We start from the raw sequence: 18902 nt of genomic DNA, 5'->3' as shown, positions 1-18902 counted from the left end.
GCCCTTCTCAGTCGTTGCCGTCGGAACGACCGGTGGAACCGCCGTCCGAGGGCTGCTCGGCTCGCGAACGGGCGGCGCTGATTCGGCGACGGGCGACCAGCAGGCCGTGGTCCTCCTGGCTGCCGTTCGTGGTCACGTTCTGCTCGGGCATGGCTGTATCTCCTTCGGTGTTGTCGGAAGCGAGCCGGTTGCCCGCGCCCTGGTTGTGGCCTCTCCAACTGATCCGCCGGGCGGCGGCAGTTCGCTCGGAGGCGCCTGTTCCTGACTTCGGGACTCGTGCATCCGGAGCCAGGCGGTCAGTGGTCAGGTGGCGGCGACACGGCGCTGGTGGCGGACGGAACATGGAGGGACGAGACCTTCGGGGCGGGCGTTCGGAACGACATGGAGGGCGAACCTTCCTGGCTGCGTGCGTCGGAGTTCCACACAACCGCCCGCAGCCGACGGAGCCCAGAGCACAATGGACGCACCAATGCGGCATCCACGCGTCACACCGGCGCCTCACCTGGGAAGTCACGTATCCGCAAGTCCCGGGCAGGGCAGGCAAAACGGGGAGACAGCGTCATGGCGCACCGCCGCAACGGCTGAGCCAGGACGAACTCGCCGAGCTCATCACAGAGGTCCGCACGGCCATCGTGTCCAGGATGGACAACAAGCCCACAGCACAGCGCAGCCTTCACCTGCTGAGCCCGATCCTGTTCCCCGTCGAGGAACGGCCTCAGCAGAACTGAGCCCGTCCGGCCAGGGGCATCTGCGCTGTCACGGGACGGACGGGCCGCGTAGGTACGTGCCCGCGGACGTGTAGGGCCACGCGTTGGCGACGCACCCCTTCAGCCCGTCGATCTGTTGCATCATCGCGGGCGCACGGCGTCCGGGCCCCGGGCAGGTCTCATGGCCGTGGCCCAGCCAGTGGCCGACCTCGTGGTTGATGATCAGCGCTCGGTACTCGGCCAGCGGGCCGTCGAACTGCGGCGACCCCTGCATCCACCGCTTCAGGTTCACCACGACCGTGGTGCCGACACGGCAGTTGACCTCGCCGCGGGTGTTCAGCCCGTACGCCCCGCAGAGCCGGTCGACGGTGTCCGGTGTCGCGATCCGGATCACCAGACCGGCCGGGCCCGAGTCGACCTGCTGGAACGCGTCGTGCCCCGTGCGGGTCCAGCCGCGCGGGTCGGCGAACACCTCGGAGACCGCGGCCGCGGCGGGACGCGTGGCCAGACCGGTGCCCCGCTCCACCTCGACGCGGTAGCGGTGGACGGTGCCGGCGCCGTGGCTGCCGGTGTGCGCCGGGGCAGCGGTGACGAACGTACCGGAGCCGTGCACGGGCACGGACCCGGACGAGCTCCGGGACTCGTCCGCCCGCTTTTCCGGCTCGGGCTTCTTCTCTGCCGTGCGCCCCTTCCCGACGCCGGTATCGGCGTCGGCGTCGTCGGCCGAGGGGCGCGGACTGCCGGTCGTGGAACGGGATCCGGGCCCGACGCCCGGTCCCGGGGACGACGACACCGCCACCCGGTCCGACGGTCTGCCCGTCGAGGCCGACGCCCCTTCACCGCCACCCCACGGCCCCCATACCAACGCCCCGCAGAGCAGCAGCGCACCCGGCACCAGCACGGCGCCCGTCACCCGTATCCGGGTTTTCCGGCGGCGGGCCCGCCGGGCCGCACCACGACCGCTGCCACGGCCCCGCGCCCGGCGGCCCCGCTCCTCACTCACCATGGGCGGACTCCTCCTTCGGCTCCATCGGGAACGATTCGGCGTAACGCACCAGGCGCAGGAAGCGGGCGTCCCGAGCGACGTGGAGCAGCTGGTCGGCGGTGACCGGTGCGGAGACCTCGGCGGAGTCGTCGGCGTCGGCCGAGAGGACGACGGTGCTGTCCTCGAACGTGAAGTCGATGCTGACGCCGACGATGTCCTTCCCACCCTTCACCGTCCTGGTCGCGGTGACGACACGGGCCGCGATCCCGTCCCGCAGGGCAGCCTCCTCGCACCGGTACTTCGTCTTCGGGCCGTACGGGCAGGGCTTCCGTGGGCCATCGGTGGGGCGTACGGAGAAGACGACGGGGAAGACATGGCCCCCGGACCCGCCCTGGTACCGGCTCACGGCCAGGTCGACCGGGCGCACCGTACCGAACGCCGGGGGCAACAGCTCGTCCAGCACGGCCGCCGCCTGCTGCTGGAACTCCTCCTGCCGCTCGCGCTCGGGCGCGGACAGGCCGACCATGGACGACTCGCCCGGAGCGGGTTCGATGTGGACGGGCGTACGTGACGGCCCGGTGAACGAGGGGGTCGGCATCGGGATGCCGGGCGTGGGCCTGGTGGGTACGGGGGACGGGGCCCCGTGACTCATGCTCGGTACGGTCGAGGCCGCCCCGACCTGCGCGGTGTCCTCGCCCGCACCGGCGCCTGTGCCCCAGGACGGCAGCGTCGCGCCGAACACCCCGAGTGCCACCACTCCCACCACCCCGCCGCCGATCGCCGCCCGCGCCCTGGTGCGGCGTCTGCGGCCCATGGCCAGGGCGACCGGCACCAGGTCCGGCAGCGGCGGCGCCCCCTCGGCCGCCTCCGCCATGGCTTCCCTGATCAGTCGGTCCTCGGTCTCCTGTGGCGCGCTTTCCGGAAACATGTCCATGACGTTCTCCTCAGCTGCGGGTGGTGTAGAGGTACGGGTCGCCCAGCCGCGCACGCAGCGTGGCGAGCGAGCGTGAGCACTGGCTCTTGACGGTGGACTCGCTGCAGCGCAGCAGCTCGGCGACCGTCTGCACGCCCAGGTCCTCCCAGTAGCGCAGGACGACCATCGCCCGGGCGCGGGGCGGCAGTTCGGCGAGCGCGGTCAGCAGCGTCACCGTCAGCTCGGGGCCCACCGAGGGGGTCGGGGCATCGACATGGCTGTGGGCCAGGAAGTCGCGGAGCCGGCGCCGGCGCTCGGCGAGATACGTCCGGGTGAGGACGGTGCGCGCATATGCGGAGGGATGGTCGGCCGCGCTCGCCCGGTGCCAGTGCTGGAAGAGCTTGGCCAGCGTCGTCTGGGTCAGGTCGCGGGCGCTCTCCGCATCGCCGCACAGCAGATATGCGGTCCGGTACAGACGCCGTTGGTTCGCCCGGGCGAACTCCTCGAATCCGGTGGAGTCCCGATTGCCGTCTGCGGTCATCTGTCCCCCTCTCCGGGATCTCGGTGGTCTCTCACCCCTGTACTGAGCGGTGCCGCGGCCAAAAGGTTGAAGACGAGTTCGGGAATGTTCCGGCGCGGGTGCACGACACAGGCCCGGACGGGGCGCGCTTCGGTATGAAGTGCGGGCGCGAACGCCCGACCGTGGAGCGGGCACCGGCGGTGGAGTCGGCGCAGGCTGCGCCGCCGACGATGCCGGACGCTCTGCCCGTGCCGGGTCCGGCCGTTCCGTCGCCCTGGGTGCGCTTCAGAAGTGGATCTTGATGCGTCGTGATCCACTTCGTGGGAAGGCGCGATCTGACAAATGCGCAGTGGGCGAAGCTGGAGCCGCTGCTCCCGGTCGGGAAGAAGCCTGGGCGGCCGCCGGTGCACGTCCTGGTGGCCGACGAGCCACTCGGTGAACTTCTATGCGGTCACAGCACTAGATAGGACGGGGGCCACCGATCAACGACGGTCAGGCGGCACACCACGAAGCAACGTTGCTACATCTTGTTACCCCAGCTCACGGGGCTTCTGGCACAGGACTGCTGGTGATTCCCAAGCCCAGAGCGCGAGTTCGATTCTCGTCCCCCACTTCGTGGCAGAGCCCCAGGTCCCAAACCTGGGACTTCGTCGTCGTCCAGACCGATTCGGGCACTGCGCGGCACCTCCGCACCACCCGCCACCACATCACGCCATTCTGCGCCCGAGGTGCCGCGTCAGGAGGTCAGCGAAGCCAGGTAGGCCGACCTTCGCGAGTCGGGCGATGGCGTCGGCGATCGTGACTGATGGGTTGCGCTTCTCTCCGACAAGCCTGACCACTGTCTCCGCCACCTCGTGCGGCAATTCGCGATGCAGTCCGCACAGGTACGAATCCGGGTCGACCACCCTCACTCCGCGCGCAGCCAGCTCACCGGCGGGGAAGTCGGCGAGATTCCAAGTGATCAACGTGTTGGCCCCGGCAGCCACCACTGCTGCCGCATGGTGCCGGTCGTCGGGGTCATCACCAGGCATTTCGTCCACGAGGTGCCGTAGCCCACTGCCTTGATCTCCGGCCTTGGTGCTGGTGGGCTCGCGTATTCAACTGTCGCCAATTCACCATGGAATCCAACCCATTGATGACTGTGTGTGGTCGCCGGAGGCATGCTGGTTCCGGACTCCACCGAACTCGGGTGCGAAGCGGGATGTGAGGACGCGGTGCGGTGGCAGACAGGGGTAGCGACGGAGGCGGATGTCCCAGGGCCGGCGTTCGGTTAGTGCGGTGGGGCTAGCAGGCTTGGGGGGACACCGAGACCGTCGATCATCTTGGAGAGCACGAAGGGATGCAGCGGCTGATCGGCCCGCCGGCCGGGAAACAGCCAGGGCTCAAAAAGGCCCAGACCGAAGGGTCTCCGGTCTGGGCCTTCCGTGCTTGCTGGAGGGTAGATGGCCCTCCCGAGAGTTACTTCACGTCGACGTAGTCTGCCGTGGAGGCGACCGCCGGGGTGGTGGATGTGCCTGCGAAGGAGTAACGGAAGTAGCCGTCCGCCGTGGCGTTCGTCGTCGTCCTCAGGTTGCCCTTGCTGTCCGTCGTGACGGTCTTGAGCGTCTTGTAAGTGCTGGCGCCCTTCTTCTTGAACTGGAGCTTAACCGGCTGCTTGGTGTAGCCCCCGTACTTGTAGGTCTCCCAGTTGGCGCGGGTCAGGGCGCCCGTGACGGTGATCGTCTTGTTCTTCTTTACCGGTTCCGGCGAGGCGTTGACCGTCAGCCTGGAGTTGCGCAGGACCTTCGCCTTGGCTGCGGAATCCTTGGTGATGTAGTCACCGTCGTTGGCCAGGGCGTGGGCTCTCACGGTCCAGGTCCCGGCTGTGGTGTTGTCGTGGGGGTGGATGCGCGGGTTCATTTTCAGCGTGTAGGTGCAGGTGGTCGTGGTGGAGCTCTGGCGCACGCACTTGCCTGCGATGTTGTCGGGCATCACGAGGCCGTAGTAGTCGCCGTTCGGGAGAGGCGTGTGCCACATGACCGGGAAGGTGTTTCCGGTCTCGATGCCCGAGTCGTCCGTGGCGGTCACCGCGATGGTGAACGTCTTCACGTCCGTGGTCCCCAGGACGATGTCCTTCCCTCCGTTGACGACCACCTTTGTGATCTTGATGTCGCCAGAAAAGTCATCCGCCTGGGCGGTTGCCGGAATCGTGAGCGCGGACAGGGCGAGTGCCCCGGCGAAGCCTGCCACGGTGGTGCGGTGATGCATGAAGGCGTATCCCCCATGTTCCAGCGCCTCAGGAACTTCCCAAGGCGGAGCTGACAATGGCCACCCGGTACGCGGGTGACACGGACACGACCGTCAGGTCACAGGAATGGTTGCCCACCGCAACGCCACTGCTTGGGATGGGCCGTTCCACCGGATACCTGCACGGCCCGCCACCAACGGCTCCTACGCTGGATCACCTGCACCACCGACACGGAGGACACCTGATGGACACCCCAAGCCCGTCCCAGGCAATCACCGGCCCAGAGATGGTCGTGCTCGGCACCGTTGTGGGGCTCACCGTTGCAGCGTTCTCGGCCGCGCTGTGGGGGAACGCCGAGCAGAGCGAGCGCGGATTCCGTCTGCTGAACTGGCTGCACAAGCGCAGCGAGACCGAACTCCCGCCCGCAGAGTCGGACCTGTATCCCTCAGCTGGCTGTGACTGGTGAGGGGTGAGCGGCTGGCGAGGTTCCGCCGGGAGCGGCATATTTTGGCGCGAGTGCGGCGGGCCGCGTGGGGGCTGGAGCAGGCCGAGAAGGAACAACACTGGGCGCTCGACTCGGCGCGGGAACTTGCCCGCGCGCAGTGTCCAGGACCGTGATAGGGCGCGTACCCGGCAGAAGCCGCAGGCAGAGCGGCGCTGGCGCCTGGCCGAACTGGACTCGACGTTCGCCGAGGTCTACACCCGCACCGAGGCGCCCTCCCACTCCATCCGCCAGAGCGCTTGACCCCGGGAGTGCCCGGCCTCCTCCCTTTCCCCCCGACATCAGAGACACCATGGAACCGCGCGTCATGAGCACACCCCCGCCCCCGATACCAGGGGCGCCTTCCTGGCCGTACTGCGCACACCGCGCAGACCCTGCTGCCGACCCCCTCGGCTGCCGCGGCATCCACGTCCCCGGCCACACCGCATGCCTGGCCCACCTGGCCGACACCGACCGCGACGCTTACCTGGCCGGCCTGACCCCAGGCGCGGCCATCGACCATCGTGGCACCCCCTTCACCGAGTCCCTTCTCAATGCCCTCCTCAACGCCCTCCGCGACCCTGGAACCGGACAGCCCCGCCTTGGCCACGCTGAGTTCGAGTCGGCGACCTTCGAGGACGACGCCGGGTTCCTCATGGCGACCTTCAAGGACATTGCCAATTTCGGCTCGGCGATCTTCAAGAGCGACCTCTGGTTCGAGCAGGCGGCTTTCGAACGAGCGGCCAACCTTGGGCCGTTGGTATGCGACGGGACGGTAGTGTTGTCCGGGGTAGTGTTCAGCAGCCCAGTGACCCTGGAGTTCGCCGCGCGCCGCTTGGAGAGTCGGCGGACCCGGTGGGAATCGACGGCGACTCTGCGCCTGCGCTACGCCACAGTGGACCTCAGCCACGCGGTCCTGTCCTCTCCCGTGGCTGTCACCGCACACCCCACCCCGTTCGCCGACGCAGACGAGCCGGGTGAGAGCCTGCTAGATGGCCGCCCGTGCCGCGTGCGAATAGCCTCGCTGCAAGGCGTGGATGCCGCGCACCTCGTTCTCACCGACACGGACCTCACCGACTGTCTGTTCTCCGGGGCCTTCCACCTCGACCAGCTCCGGCTGGAAGGCCGCTGCATCTTCGCCCCCACCCCAACCGGCCTCCACCGCCGTCGAATATGGCCATACAGGTGGACCCGTCGGCGCACTCTGGCCGAGGAACACCACTGGCGTGCCCAGACTGCTGGCCAGCCCGCTCCGGCTCCGGACCACACGCCTTCACCCCGTCTATGGCGTACCGGGCCGCACCACCCCGACCCCGACCTCACCCCCGACCCGGAAGACGTGGCGGCGGTCTACCGGCAGTTGCGCAAGGCGTTCGAGGACGGCAAAAACGAGCCCGGCGCCGCGGACTTCTACTACGGCGAAATGGAGATGCGCCGCCACGACCGCACCGGCACCCCGCCCGGCGAACGTGGCCTGCTGTGGAGCTACTGGCTGCTCTCCGGCTATGGTCTGCGCTCGTCCCGCGCCTTCGCCTGGCTGCTTGCCGCCATGTCCCTGACCGTGCTGCTCCTCATGGGCTTCGGCCTGCCCACTCGCGACCCCGATCCCGCCACCACCGGAAGTCTCACTCACGGCAGGATCGCCCTCAAAACCAAAGCCCCCGACCCTGCCCTGACCGGCGGCTGGCGCCAACGTATGACGCGGAAGCGCGCCGAGAAGGCGACCCGCGTCGCCGTGAATTCGGTGGTGTTCCGATCCTCGGGACAGAACCTCACCACTGCTGGCACCTACATCGAGATGGCCTCCCGCCTCCTGGAACCCACCCTCCTCGCCCTCGCCGTCCGCGGACGCATCAAACGCTGACCACCCACCTGTTGGGTGGTCAGCGAACTGAACACCTAACAGCTACCCACCACGCTGTGCTCCCCGAGGCCCGCACAGGCGCTGGTGTTCATTCCAATGTTCCTCGTGCGCCTGGTCGTGCGCGGAGATTGCCGGCTCGCTCGTCGACGCTCGGTTGGCCTTCCGCCTGCGCCCATCACGCCGCGGTGCCCGACCACCCGTAGCGGGAGAAGAAGGGGCCTCCGTCCCGGTACGCGGCCAGGGCAGATAGCCCCCGCCTTGCCCTGTGCAGGAGCGGCTTGTCCTCGCTTGCCATTCGCAAGGTCGGCCAGTGCACTCGGCCCGGCTCCACGGCGACGTTTCCGCCTCGCGTGGCCCCACGGCATCGCGCCGCCTCGCTCGCTCCCGTGGCTCGCGGTCGGCATTCCGGGGTTGGTCAAGGCGCCCCGAGAAGTGCTGTTTCAGGCAGGCCAGGCGGGTTGGGTCGGGGATTTCCGGTTGTGGCGCAAGCGGGTGATTTCATGCGGTACCGTGATCGCGTCATCACGCTCCGTGCGCTCCCGCGCGTATGGGGCGGCCCCCGGGGGTGTTACAGCACCGCACCGAGGGCCTTCACCACGAGTGGAAGAGGTCCACCGGGATGCTGTGGCATGCTATCGCGCCCTCTCGGCGCTACACGAAGGCTTCGCACGATGTCGTGCGCCATCCGCGTCTGGACAGTGACGCGAAGATTCTTCTCCTGTACGTACAGGGGCTTCCCGAACAGCACGCCGACAAGGCGCTCAGTGAGCACGCGAAGAAGGTCGGGATCACCGGCAGGGCCTACCAGAGGGCCAAGGGGCAGCTGATCGCGAACGGGTTCATGTACGAGTGGAAGCGGCAGGGGGATCGCGGGTTCTGGGTGACCGACCAGCTGTTCGCCAATGTGCCGCTGACGGTTGAACAGGCTGCCGCGGTGCGGAACGACAGGGTTGGTGTCCCGTCGGCTCCTTCGGCCCCGTTGGCTCCTACGGCGGCGTCGGATCCTGTGGCCCTGTCGGTTCCTGCGGCGGCGTCGGCGCCTGTGGCCTCAGCCGCCCGCCCGGGTGCGCGGAATCCGGCCGTCGGTGAGCCGGGGAGCCGGGCGGTCGGTGGCTATGAACCGGTAGATGAAGAACTTGGGGAGAACTACTCCCACCCACCCTCCGAAGAGTTCGAAGAGTTCGAAGAGTCCGATGCGTCCGAAGGGCTCGGAGAGTTCGAGGCGTCCGAAGTCGCCGAAGGCGAGCGGGTGTTGCTCTCGCTTCGGCACGCGAATCCGCAACTGCACCTCGGGGTCCGTGAGGCGCGGGGGCTGGCCGAGGTCGCTGCCGAGTGGATTCGGCGCGGTGTGAGTGCTGCGGATCTGCGGCGGGCGTTGATCGGCGGGTTGCCCGAGGGCGGCGTGCGGTCCGCTGTTGGGTTCCTGCGCCACCGGCTCGTCCAGAAGCTTCCGGCGCCGGTGGCTGCCCCGGCCCCGGCCCCGCCCGTCGCGTCGCCGCCCGCAAGGGAGTTCGTCGTCTGTGAGGGGGAGGGCCAGGAGCATGTGTTCCGTCCGGTCGGGGACGAGACCCTGTGCGGGCCGTGTGCCCGCGAGGCGAACCGGGCCTACTGGGCTGCCCGGCGGGCCGAGATGGAGAACGAACCCCAGCCACTGCCGTGGCGGGAGCGGGTCGCGGCGATCATCGAGAGCGAGCAGGGGCGGGAGCGAGGGCGAGGGACGGAAGCGGGTCCGTCCGGAGTTCTCGCCGCCACGCGTGCCTCCGGAGGCGTCCACGATGCGGGGGCGAGGCCGTAAGCTCACGGTCATCGGCGGAAGGGGCGCGCGATGGCGGGCTTTCGGGATCTGAAGTTCCGGGCGGTCACGTCGCTCCAGCGGCACGTGGTGAACCCGCTGGCCAGGCGGTCGAGGTCGCAGACTCTGCTGGAGACGACCGGCCGTACGTCCGGGCTGCCGCGTCGCACCCCGGTCGGTGGCCGGCGCACCGATCAGGAGTTCTGGCTGGTCTCGGAGTTCGGCGAGAAGTCCCAGTACATCCGCAACATCCGGGCCGATCCCCGGGTCCGGGTCCGCATCGCGGGCCGCTGGCACGACGGGATCGCGCACCCGCTCCCCGAGGACGACGCCCGCGCCCGGCTCCGGACCCTGCCGCGCTACAACAGCGCCGTCGTGCGGGCGGTGGGCGCGGACCTGATGACCGTGCGGGTGGACCTGAGGGACTGAGTCCGGACATGGGTGTGCCCGGGTGGTGTGCAACCACCCGGGCACATAGCGGCGTCGGTGTTCCGGATCGGCCGGATCGGCCGGATCGGCCGGATCGGCCGGATCAGTCGGTGATCTCGATCTTTCCGTCGGGTGCGGGGGCCTCCGGCTGGGCCGGGACCTGCGCCCTGGGGCCCGAGCCCTTGAGGTTCTTCAGCAGGGCGGCGAGGTCGACTCCCGTGGTGGCGTTGAGGAGTTCCATGCCCTGGGCGACGTTGTCGGTGACCGTACGCGACAGTTGGCTCGCGCCGTCCGTCGAAATCACGGTCATCTTGTCGACGGCGCTCAGCGGCTCGGACGCCTTGGCGACGACCTGCGGCAGCACCTCGACCAGCATCTGGAGCACGGCCGCGTCGCCGTACTGCGCGAAGGCGTCCGCCTTCTTCTGCATGGCCTCGGCCTCGGCCGCACCCTTCGCCGCGATGGCCGCGGCCTCCGCCTCGCCCTCGATGCGGACGGCATCGGCGAGCGCCGAGCGGTGCAGCTTCTCGCCCTGACCGGTCAGCCGGGAGCGTTCGGCGTCCGCCTCGGCCTCCTTGACCTGGGCGATCCGGCGGGCCTCGGCCTCCTGCTCGGCCCGGTAGCGGGCGGCGTCGGCGGGCTTGCGGACCTTGGTGTCGAGTTCGCGGTCGGTCAGTGCGGCCTGGCGCTCGGCGACCTTCTCCTGCTCGGCGAGGACTTCCTGCTGACGGGCCGCCTCGGCGAGCGGGCCCGCCGCGTTGGCCTTGGCCGCTGCCGCCTCCGTCTCGGCCTTGATCTCGGCCTGCTTGAGGTAGAAGGTCCGCTCGGCGATGGCGATCTCCTCGGCGGCCTTCAGCCGGGCCTGCTCGGAGGCCCGCTTGGCGATCGCCTCGGCGATGTCCGCCTCCTGCTTGGCGCGGGCGGCCTCGGGGCGGCCGAGGTCCTCCAGGTAGGAGCCCTCGGTGGTGATGTCCTGGATCTGGAAGGCGTCCAGGATCAGGCCCTGGCCGGAGAGGCTGGCCTCGGCCTCCTCCGCGACCTGGCCGGCGAACGCGGCCCGGTCCCGGATGATGTCCTCGACCGACATCCGGCCGACGATGGCGCGCAGCGCACCGGAGAGCACTTCCTGGGTGAAGCCGACGATGCCGTCCTGCTGCTGGAGGAAGCGCTGGGCCGCCGCCCGGATCGCGTCCTCGCTGCCGCCGACCTTGACGATCGCGACGCCCTCCAGGTTGGACTTCACGCCGCGCAGAGTGACGGCGCCGCGCACCGCGATCGGGATGTGCCGGCTGGAGAGGTCCAGGGTGAACTTCTGCTGGACGAACGGGACGACGAAGACGCCGCCGCCGACGACGACCTTCTGGCCGCTGTTGTCGATGCTGGTGCGACCGGTCACCGGGTCGGTCGACTTCTTGCCGCGGCGGCCGGTGATGATGAACGCCTCGCTGGGCCCGGCGACCTTGTAGCGGGTGATGACGACGAGTGCGAGCAGCACCAGGAGTACGACGACTCCGACGACTGCGGTCACGACTGGGCTCATAAGGGTGTCCCCCCTGCCTCCCTGCGGGGACGGCAGCTCGGTTTCGGGCGGTGCGGTGCGGTGCGGTGCGCCGCGGTGCGGTGTATCGGTTCGCGCGGTGGTCGGTGCCCGACGGGTCGGGCTCGGTGTCCGACGGATCGGACTCGGCTCTCGACGGGCCGGGCTCGGTGCCCGACGGGTCGAACTCAGCTCTCTCGACGGGTGGAATTCAGCGCTCCACGGGGCGGGCTCAGCGCTCGACGGGGCGTACCGCGACCGAGGTGGCCGACAGCGCGGCCTCCACCCAGATCTCGGCGCCGCGCTCGACCGGCACCGCGCTCTTCGCCGCCAGCTTCACGGGCTGGCCCGCGAGCCGCAGCAGGACCTCGCCGTAACCGTCGGCCGGGATGGCCGTGACGACCGACCCGGACGTGCCGACCAGGTCCTCGCCGCGCGGTGTGGCGCTGGTCTGGTCCCGCATCAGGGCCTTGCTGAACTTCCAGGTCAGCCAGGCCGCGACGAGCCCGGCCAGCACTCCGGCGGCGGTCGCGGCGACCGTACCGGCGCCGGTGGTGCCGAGCACGATCGCGCCGCCGAAGCCGAGCATCGAGAGGAATCCGGCGATGACCGGGAGGGACAGCAGGCCGTCGAAAAGGCCGTCCAGCACGCCCCCGAAGAGGCCTTCGAGGATTCCGTCGAAGATCAGGGACAGTGCGAGCAGAACGATTCCCGCAATGCCGAGACCCAGAAACAAGGTCACGTGATCACCCTCCCCGAGATCGCCGAAATCCCCACGAATTTCCGTCGAACTGGCTGGATGGTCCCATAAGTGCCCGGCAACCTGTACTGCCGGGTTCCGGCAATCTTTTACGCGCTCTTGATTCCGGAGAGCTGCTCGGTCAGCTTGTCGAGCGACTGGTACGTGGCACCGAGCAGCGCGACGTGCTTCCAGCGCAGCACCCCGTCGGGGCCGATGAGGAAGACCGCGCGGCGCACCCCGATCCCGGGCGCCGTGACGCCGTACGCCCGTGCGGTCTCCCGTCCGGTGTCCGCGAGCAGGGGCATCCGCAGACCGTGGGCGCGGGCGAAGGACTCATGGCTGTCCACACCCTGTGGACTGATTCCCCAGACCTCCGCGTCGAGCTCGCCGAAAGCCTCCATGCCCGAGGAGTACGAGCAGAGCTGCTTGGTGCACACGGCCGTGTTGTCGCCCGGGTAGAACGCCAGGACCACGGCACGGCCACGTGCCCCGGCGAGCGTGTAGTCGCGGCGTTCGAAATCCTCGCCGGACATCACACCGCCCGGCAGTGTGAAGTCCGGGGCGGGCAGGCCGAGTTGCGGTGACGATCCCATGTCGGTTCCTCCGTGGTCCGGTGCGGCCGGGTTTCTTTCCCGCGCCGTGCGTACAGCATGCTCGGTACGGGTCCGGTTCCCGCGCCAGGAGGCATGCTCGGTACGGGTCCGGTTCCCGCACCAGGAGGTACGCATGGCACAGCCGCCGTCCGCCCGCCGCCCGTCCGCCGCCGTGCTCCTGCTGCACGGCGGCGCCGAGACGGGCCTGGCCGCGCCGCTGCCCGGTCCGCTGAACCTGCCCGCCGTGCGGATGCGCCCCTTCGCCCGGTCCGTCGCCGGGGCGACCGGCGGAGCGGGAGGAGATGTTCTCGTACGCACCGCCCGGTACGCCCACCGCGGCTGGAACGGCCCCCGCGAGGACCCGCTGCACGATGCCGTTCGCGCCCTGGACGCCCTCGGCCGCGAGGCCGGGGAGATCCCGGTGGTCCTGGTCGGCCACTCGATGGGGGCCCGTGCCGCCCTGCGTGCCGCCGGTCACCCGCTGGTGCGCGGGGTGGTCGGCCTCGCCGCCTGGTGCCCGGCCGACGACCCGGTCGACCAGCTCGCGGGCCGCGAGGTCGTGCTGCTGCACAGCACCCGGGACCGCATCACGAGCCCCCGCGCGTCCCAGCGGCTCACGGCCCGTGCCCGGCTCGCCGGTGCCCGCTCCTGTCTGGTCGCGATCCGGGGCAGCGACCATGCGATGGTCCGGCGCGCCGGGGAGTGGCACGCGCTGACGTCCCGGATCGTCGCCGGGCTGCTGGAGCGGGGCCCGCTCCCCGGGCCGGTGGCGGCCGCTCTCGGCCTCCCGCCGGACGCCTCGGCGGTCGACGGCACCCTCGACCTGGACCTGCTGGAGGCGTGACGGGGCGGGGTGCGGTGCGGTGCCGTCGTGCGGGCGCGCGGGAACGGGCGCACTCTGGTAAGGAGGTGATCGTCATGGTGATGACAACTGTCGGGTGGCACATCGAGCTCGAATTCGACGAGGACACCCACCGCACCCGCGCGGCCGCCCTGGTCCGGCTTCCGGACGGGGCCGAGGTGCGGTCCCACGGATACGCGAGCCGCCATCCTTCCGACAAGAACCAGCCGAGGGTGGGCGAGGAGATCGCGGGAGCCAGAGCGCTCAACGAACTGGCGATGAAGATGCTGACGAAGGCGCACGACGAGATCGACGAGGCCTCCGGCCGGACCTCGCGCCCGCTCGTCTGACATGAGAGGCCGGCCCCTCGAACCCGCTCAGGGGCCGGCCCGGCCGGCGGCCGCGGTCTGCGGATGCGCGGCGGGGGCGGGCGGCCGACTATTGAGGACCGGGCAGCGGGTGGTCCGCGTCCGCCCCAGGAGGTTGACGTGTCGGCCGATGCGTACGCGGAGAGCCCCGTCCCGTTCGACCCCCGTACCCTGGCGGCCCTGGTCGACGGGACCATGGCAGGGGTGGGCGTGTTCGACACCGGGCTGCGCTATGTCTACGTCAACCCGGCCCTGGAACGGATCAACGGCATCCCGGCCGCCGAACACCTCGGACGCACCATCACCGAGGTCCTTCCCTGGCTCGACGCGCGCGAGGACATGATGCGGGCGGTGCTCACCGACGGGAAGCCCCGCGAGATCACCGTCAGCGGCTTCACCGCCCAGGACGCCACGGTCCGGCGGTACTGGCACGGGACGTTCCACCGGCTGGAGGCCGACGGGCGGATCATGGGACTGGCCGGGATCGTGCTGGAGATCATGGCCGCGGACAAGGAGCAGCGCGAGCTGGAGCAGGCCCGGCGCCATCTCACCCTGCTCGACACCGCGGCCGCCCGGATCGGCACCACGCTCGACATGGACACCACCTGCGACGAACTCGTCGACCTCGTCGTGCCGGGGCTGGCGGACATCGCGATGGTCGAGGTGTTCCCGTCCGATGTCGCCCCACCGGTCCGCCCCGCACCTCCCGGGGTGCTGCGGCTGCGGCGGGCGGCGCTGCGGGCCGTGCCGGGGCTGAGGAAGGAGTTGGACGGGTTCGGGCTGACCGGCGAGTACATCGACTACCAGGAAGGCGCGGCCGTACAGCGCTGTCTGCTGGCCAACCAGCCGGTGGTGGAGAACCGCACCACCGATGAACAGCTGCTGCGCTCCGCCCCCGGCCCCGAACGGGTCGCCGCCTACCGCGCTCTCGGGATGCACTCGGCGGTCATCGTGCCCGTCACCGTGCGCAGCGGCCCGCTCGGCATCCTCGGCCTGATCCGGGCAGGCGACTCACCGGACTTCACGGACGAGGACGTGGTGATCGCACGGGAGCTCGCCGGCCGGGCCGCCGTCGATCTCGACCATGCCCGCCGGTACGCCCATGAGCACACCATCGCCCTGGAGCTCCAGCGTTCCCTGCTGTCCGAACCGCACCCGCCGCACCCGCACATCGAGGTCGCCACCCGCTATCTGCCGGCCGGCCGGAGCGTGATGGTCGGCGGCGACTGGTTCGACGTCATCCCACTGCGGGACGGACGTCACCTCAAGGCGATGGGCGATGTGATGGGGCACGGGGTGGAGGCGGCGGTCGCCATGAGCCACTACCGCTCCATGCTGCGGATGCTCGCCGACGACGACCTGCCGCCGCACAGCATCCTGGAACGGCTCGACCGGCTGGTCGAGCGGTCCGGACTGGACCGGGCGGCGACCTGTCTGCTGGCCGTCGTCGACCGGATCGGCGGGGCGTGCGAGGTGGCGAGCGCCGGGCATCTGCCACCGGTGCTGATCGATCCCCGGGTGGGGGCCAGGGTGTGCGACGAGATGACGGTGGGGCCGCCGCTGGGCACCGGGTTCGGCGGGTACCGGACGACGCTGCTGGAGTTCGAGCCGGACACGGTGCTGTTCCTGTACACCGACGGTCTGGTGGAGCGGCGCGACGAGGACATCGACATCTCGGTCGGCCGCCTCAGGGAACTGACCCTGCCGGCCGGCGGCAGCCTCGACGAGCTGCTGGACGAGGTCCTCGAACGGTTCGGTCCGGGTGCCGAGGACGACATAGCGGTGCTGGCCTCCCGCACCCGGAACCCGCAGAAACTGACGCCCGACGCCACCTGACCCCGCCCGGGGTCAGCCCAGCTCCAGGCTGGTGATGCCGAAGAGCCCGGTGCGGTCGATGTCCGGTGCCGGTCCCGTGTACATCCGGGCCGTCTCGAACGACGGGGTGAGGCCCAGCTGTTCGGCGAGCCGCACCGCCGCCGGGTTGACGTCGGGCACGTCGATCGCGACCGGCACACCGGGATCGGCCGCGGCCAGCGCACTGACCAGGGCACCGGCCACCTCGGGCGATTCCGCGTACACCGGACCGATGCGGGACGACGTGCGGCAGGGGCGCATCACGGCCAGACCGCACAGCTCCCCGTCGCGGACGGCGGCCAGCGAGATGCGCGTGGGGTGGGCGATCCACGGGGCGAGGAAGCTGTCCCGGTCGGCCGGGAAGAAGCGGCGGTCGTAGGCGGCCAGCCGGTCGAACGGGACGCTGCGGCCGTCGACGAGCTCCGTACCGGCCGGGACGGGCGGAACGGCGGGCACCAGCCCCTCGTAACGCATGTTCGTCCATGCCGAACGGAAGCCGGACTTACGGTAGTTGGGCTGCTGCGCCACGACCCCGTCGAGCCCGACGTTGCGCCCCTCCAGCCGCGCCATGCCGGCCCGCCAGAGCTGGATGCCGTACCCCTGGCCGCGCAGGTGCGGGCGGGTGAGGTAGAAGCCGAGGAACCCGAAGCCGGAGCCGTAGCGGACGACGGAGACGCTGGAGACCGGCTCGCCGTCGAGGCGGCCGATCAGGAAGCCGCGCGGATCGGTGGCGAAGAAGGCGTGACGGTCGGTCAGCCCGGGGTTCCAGCTCTCCTCGTGGGCCCATTCGGCCAGCATCGTGAGGTCGTCGGCGCTTGCGGTGGTGATCTCGAAGTTCGGCACGGGGCACCTGTACCCGCCCGGGTGGCCGTTTCAACGGCTGTTTCCCGTCACCACCCGCTCCACAGCGGGTGGTTGACGAGCGGCGCCGCCTCGGCGAGCCGGGCCGCCCGGACGGGGGCGGGGGCAGCCGTACTGTCAGGTCCCGCACCCGCCTTCGCCGCTGGGACGGACATGCGCGGTCGCGAGGCCCTCCGTGCCCTTCCAGGCGTACGGATCGCTTCCGGCCACCAGCACGACGTCCCGGTAATCGTGCCTGGCCACCCACTCCCCCTCGGGGAGAGCGCCCCAAGGCAGCAGGGACGAGGCGGACATGTAGTGGTTGACCAGGGCTCGGCGGAAGCCGCGCTCCGCCGAGTTGGGCAGCGAGCGGTGGAGCAGATAGCCGTTGAAGAGGACGACGGTGCCGGCGGCGACTTCCACCGGCACCGCATCCTCGTCCCGGTAAGGGAAGTCGTACGCCTCGTCGGAGCAGTCGAAGCGGGCGTCCTGCTGTGCGCGGGCCGGGTAGATGACACCGCGCCGGTGGGAGCCGGGCAGCACCCAGAGGCAGCCGTTGCGGACGGTGGCGTCGTCCAGGGCGATCCAGGCGGCGGTGAGCGAGCGGTCTCGGGTGGGGATGAAGTACTCGTCCTGGTGCCAGGCCTGCCCGGGCTTCCCTTCGGACTTGATGAACAGCATCGACTGCATGGCCTTGACGTCCGGCCCGATCACCTCGGTGAGGGCGGGCACCAGGGCCGGGATGGAGAGGGCGGAGCGCAGGACGGGCGAGACCTTGTGCGGCTGGTGGATGCAGAGGTAATTCCGCATGGTGTCCGCGTCGCGCTCCTCCGGGGTCCGGGGGTCGGCAGCGTCGGACTGCTGCGCTTCATTCGTATGTTCGAGAGCTCCGGGCAGTGGCCCGCGCTCGCCACGGCAGACGGCCGCGGCCTCGGCACGCAGCTCGCGGATGCCGTCCTCGTCCAGGACGCCGGGGAGCACGGCGAAGCCGTTCTCGGCGTAGTGCGCCAGGTCGTAGCGGGCCGGGTCGGCGTGGGAGTCGGTGTGGAGGTGGGGCTCGGCGGGCGCCATGCGTCCGGCGCGGGAAGCTGTGGTCATATGCAGCAGCATCCGGTGGACGGGTGGCGGAGGTCCATGCCCGGTAGCGCCTCGGGGATGACCGATCCGGACATGGACGCGGGGCGCGTACGCGACGCAGCTGTGCCTGGCACACTCGTGGAATGCCACCTGCACCGACTGCCCCCCTCGACCGCCACCGGGCCGATTCCCGCGTCGCCGCGCTCTTCGGTGGACTGGCCGACTACCCGCCCGGTGCCGCATTCGGGCCGCGAAGGCTGGCCGATTGGGAGCTGGTGTGGGTGCTGAGCGGCGGCGCGGAGTGGCAGCGCGGCCCCGTCCGGGTCGAGCTGGTCCCGGGGCGCCTGCTGCTGCTCCCGCCCGGTCCGCCGGATGTCTTCGACTGGTCCCGGCACGGCCCCACCCGCCACGGCTATCTGCACTTCCGGATAACCGATCCGGACCTCGCCGCCCGGATCGGACCCCGGCCGCTGCTGCGGGAGTTGACCGACCGCGACCCACAGCGCGCCCTCGCCCAGTACCTGCTGGCGCTGATCCCCGGATCGGGCCCTCCGGAATGGCCGGAGCAGGCGACCCGGGCGCTGGAGCTGCTGCTGGAGATCATGCTGGACGGGCCGCTGCCCGGTGGCGCGGAGGACCTCCGGTTGCCTGCCCCGGTGCTGGACGCGGCAGAGGCGGTGGCCGCCCAATGGTGCCGGGACGGCAGGCCGGGGGTCGTGCGGCTCGAACAGATCGCCGCGGCGGCCGGACTGTCGGAACGCCAGCTGGGCCGGGTGTTCCGGCAACGGCTCGGGGAAGGGCCGGTGAAGGCATTCGAGGTGGTCCGGCTGTCGCGGGTCGCGGAGCTGCTGGCCCGCTCCAATCTGACACTGGCCGCGGTGGCCCGCAGCTGCGGCTACGCCAGCCCGTACCACCTCTCCCGGCGTTTCAGCGCCGAGTACGGGGTCTCGCCCCGGGAGTACCGGGTCGGGGCAGGCGGGCAGGACGTCGACGGGGGCAGCGGATCCTTCCTCCGCCCGGACCCGGTCGCCCGCCGCGGGCTCACCGCCCTGGCCAGGGTCGTCGCCCAGGCCGAGGACCGGCGGCGCGACGGCACGGCCGGACCTGGGGACCTCTGAGCGGCCCCGGTTCG

At 70.6% G+C, this 18902-nt stretch carries 20 protein-coding genes; 8 read left to right on the top strand and 12 right to left on the bottom strand.

Annotation, left to right across the window (positions count from 1 at the left end):
* Nucleotides 1-7: 7 nt before the first annotated feature.
* From ACWCQ6_RS01800 to ACWCQ6_RS01775, 6 genes are all read right to left on the bottom strand, one after another.
* Nucleotides 8-151 carry a hypothetical protein gene (locus tag ACWCQ6_RS01800; protein ID WP_451084792.1) on the bottom strand — a complete coding sequence of 48 codons (144 nt, stop codon included), beginning with the start codon at nt 149-151 and terminating at the stop codon, nt 8-10.
* Between the two features lie 605 nt (nt 152-756).
* A complete protein-coding gene (locus ACWCQ6_RS01795) occupies nt 757-1713 on the bottom strand; it encodes a DUF3152 domain-containing protein (protein WP_451084791.1) in 957 nt (318 codons plus the stop codon).
* The gene (locus ACWCQ6_RS01790; RefSeq protein ID WP_451084790.1) at nt 1703-2626 is read right to left on the bottom strand and encodes a hypothetical protein; all 924 of its coding nucleotides are present in this window, start codon (nt 2624-2626) and stop codon (nt 1703-1705) included. The genes ACWCQ6_RS01795 and ACWCQ6_RS01790 overlap by 11 nt, the downstream gene beginning before the upstream one ends.
* Nucleotides 2627-2636: 10 nt before the next feature.
* Nucleotides 2637-3146, bottom strand: coding sequence for a SigE family RNA polymerase sigma factor (locus ACWCQ6_RS01785; protein WP_451084789.1), 510 nt, complete (start codon nt 3144-3146; stop codon nt 2637-2639).
* 686 nt (nt 3147-3832) lie between these two features.
* Nucleotides 3833-4165, bottom strand: coding sequence for a hypothetical protein (locus ACWCQ6_RS01780; RefSeq protein WP_451084788.1), 333 nt, complete (start codon nt 4163-4165; stop codon nt 3833-3835).
* A gap of 418 nt (nt 4166-4583) precedes the next feature.
* Nucleotides 4584-5372, bottom strand: coding sequence for a DUF5707 domain-containing protein (locus tag ACWCQ6_RS01775; RefSeq protein WP_451084787.1), 789 nt, complete (start codon nt 5370-5372; stop codon nt 4584-4586).
* Between the two features lie 224 nt (nt 5373-5596).
* Here ACWCQ6_RS01775 and ACWCQ6_RS01770 point away from each other — a divergent pair, with 224 nt between their 5' ends.
* From ACWCQ6_RS01770 to ACWCQ6_RS01760, 3 genes are all read left to right on the top strand, one after another.
* Entirely contained in the window at nt 5597-5818 is a 222-nt protein-coding gene (locus ACWCQ6_RS01770) for a hypothetical protein (RefSeq protein WP_451084786.1), read from the top strand.
* Nucleotides 5819-5941: 123 nt separating this feature from the next.
* Nucleotides 5942-6097 (top strand): hypothetical protein, encoded by a 156-nt coding sequence (locus tag ACWCQ6_RS01765; RefSeq protein ID WP_451084785.1) that lies wholly within the window; start codon nt 5942-5944, stop codon nt 6095-6097.
* 64 nt (nt 6098-6161) lie between these two features.
* Nucleotides 6162-7697 (top strand): pentapeptide repeat-containing protein, encoded by a 1536-nt coding sequence (locus ACWCQ6_RS01760; RefSeq protein ID WP_451084784.1) that lies wholly within the window; start codon nt 6162-6164, stop codon nt 7695-7697.
* A 1048-nt stretch (nt 7698-8745) separates the two neighbouring features.
* On the opposite strand, the gene ACWCQ6_RS01755 is transcribed toward ACWCQ6_RS01760, so the two are convergent.
* Entirely contained in the window at nt 8746-9504 is a 759-nt protein-coding gene (locus ACWCQ6_RS01755) for a hypothetical protein (protein WP_451084783.1), read from the bottom strand.
* An 18-nt stretch (nt 9505-9522) separates the two neighbouring features.
* Between ACWCQ6_RS01755 and ACWCQ6_RS01750 the strand changes: the two genes are divergently transcribed.
* Entirely contained in the window at nt 9523-9918 is a 396-nt protein-coding gene (locus ACWCQ6_RS01750; RefSeq protein ID WP_451084782.1) for a nitroreductase/quinone reductase family protein, read from the top strand.
* A gap of 103 nt (nt 9919-10021) precedes the next feature.
* Here the strand turns inward: ACWCQ6_RS01750 and ACWCQ6_RS01745 are convergent, their stop codons facing one another.
* The 3 genes from ACWCQ6_RS01745 to ACWCQ6_RS01735 form a co-directional block, all read right to left on the bottom strand.
* Entirely contained in the window at nt 10022-11458 is a 1437-nt protein-coding gene (locus ACWCQ6_RS01745; protein WP_451084781.1) for a flotillin family protein, read from the bottom strand.
* 229 nt (nt 11459-11687) lie between these two features.
* Nucleotides 11688-12197, bottom strand: a complete 510-nt coding sequence (locus ACWCQ6_RS01740; RefSeq protein WP_451084780.1) for a hypothetical protein — start codon at nt 12195-12197, stop codon at nt 11688-11690.
* Between the two features lie 107 nt (nt 12198-12304).
* Nucleotides 12305-12790, bottom strand: coding sequence for a peroxiredoxin (locus tag ACWCQ6_RS01735; protein WP_451084779.1), 486 nt, complete (start codon nt 12788-12790; stop codon nt 12305-12307).
* Nucleotides 12791-12923: 133 nt separating this feature from the next.
* Here ACWCQ6_RS01735 and ACWCQ6_RS01730 point away from each other — a divergent pair, with 133 nt between their 5' ends.
* From ACWCQ6_RS01730 to ACWCQ6_RS01720, 3 genes are all read left to right on the top strand, one after another.
* A complete protein-coding gene (locus tag ACWCQ6_RS01730; RefSeq protein WP_451084778.1) occupies nt 12924-13634 on the top strand; it encodes an alpha/beta hydrolase in 711 nt (236 codons plus the stop codon).
* 74 nt (nt 13635-13708) lie between these two features.
* On the top strand, nt 13709-13981 hold the full coding sequence (locus ACWCQ6_RS01725) for a DUF1876 domain-containing protein (protein ID WP_451084777.1): 273 nt from the start codon (nt 13709-13711) through the stop codon (nt 13979-13981).
* A gap of 213 nt (nt 13982-14194) precedes the next feature.
* Nucleotides 14195-15835, top strand: coding sequence for a SpoIIE family protein phosphatase (locus tag ACWCQ6_RS01720; RefSeq protein WP_451084941.1), 1641 nt, complete (start codon nt 14195-14197; stop codon nt 15833-15835).
* A gap of 12 nt (nt 15836-15847) precedes the next feature.
* Here the strand turns inward: ACWCQ6_RS01720 and ACWCQ6_RS01715 are convergent, their stop codons facing one another.
* Both ACWCQ6_RS01715 and ACWCQ6_RS01710 read right to left on the bottom strand, forming a co-directional pair.
* Nucleotides 15848-16696 (bottom strand): GNAT family N-acetyltransferase, encoded by an 849-nt coding sequence (locus ACWCQ6_RS01715; protein ID WP_451084776.1) that lies wholly within the window; start codon nt 16694-16696, stop codon nt 15848-15850.
* A 135-nt stretch (nt 16697-16831) separates the two neighbouring features.
* Nucleotides 16832-17791 (bottom strand): phytanoyl-CoA dioxygenase family protein, encoded by a 960-nt coding sequence (locus tag ACWCQ6_RS01710; RefSeq protein ID WP_451084775.1) that lies wholly within the window; start codon nt 17789-17791, stop codon nt 16832-16834.
* A 122-nt stretch (nt 17792-17913) separates the two neighbouring features.
* Between ACWCQ6_RS01710 and ACWCQ6_RS01705 the strand changes: the two genes are divergently transcribed.
* Entirely contained in the window at nt 17914-18888 is a 975-nt protein-coding gene (locus tag ACWCQ6_RS01705) for a helix-turn-helix transcriptional regulator (protein WP_451084774.1), read from the top strand.
* Nucleotides 18889-18902 lie beyond the last annotated feature (14 nt).

This window comes from Streptomyces sp. NPDC001880 (assembly GCF_053594575.1).
The sequence above is the reverse complement of the archived record's forward strand: the minus strand, read 5'-3'. Positions and strand labels throughout refer to the sequence as shown.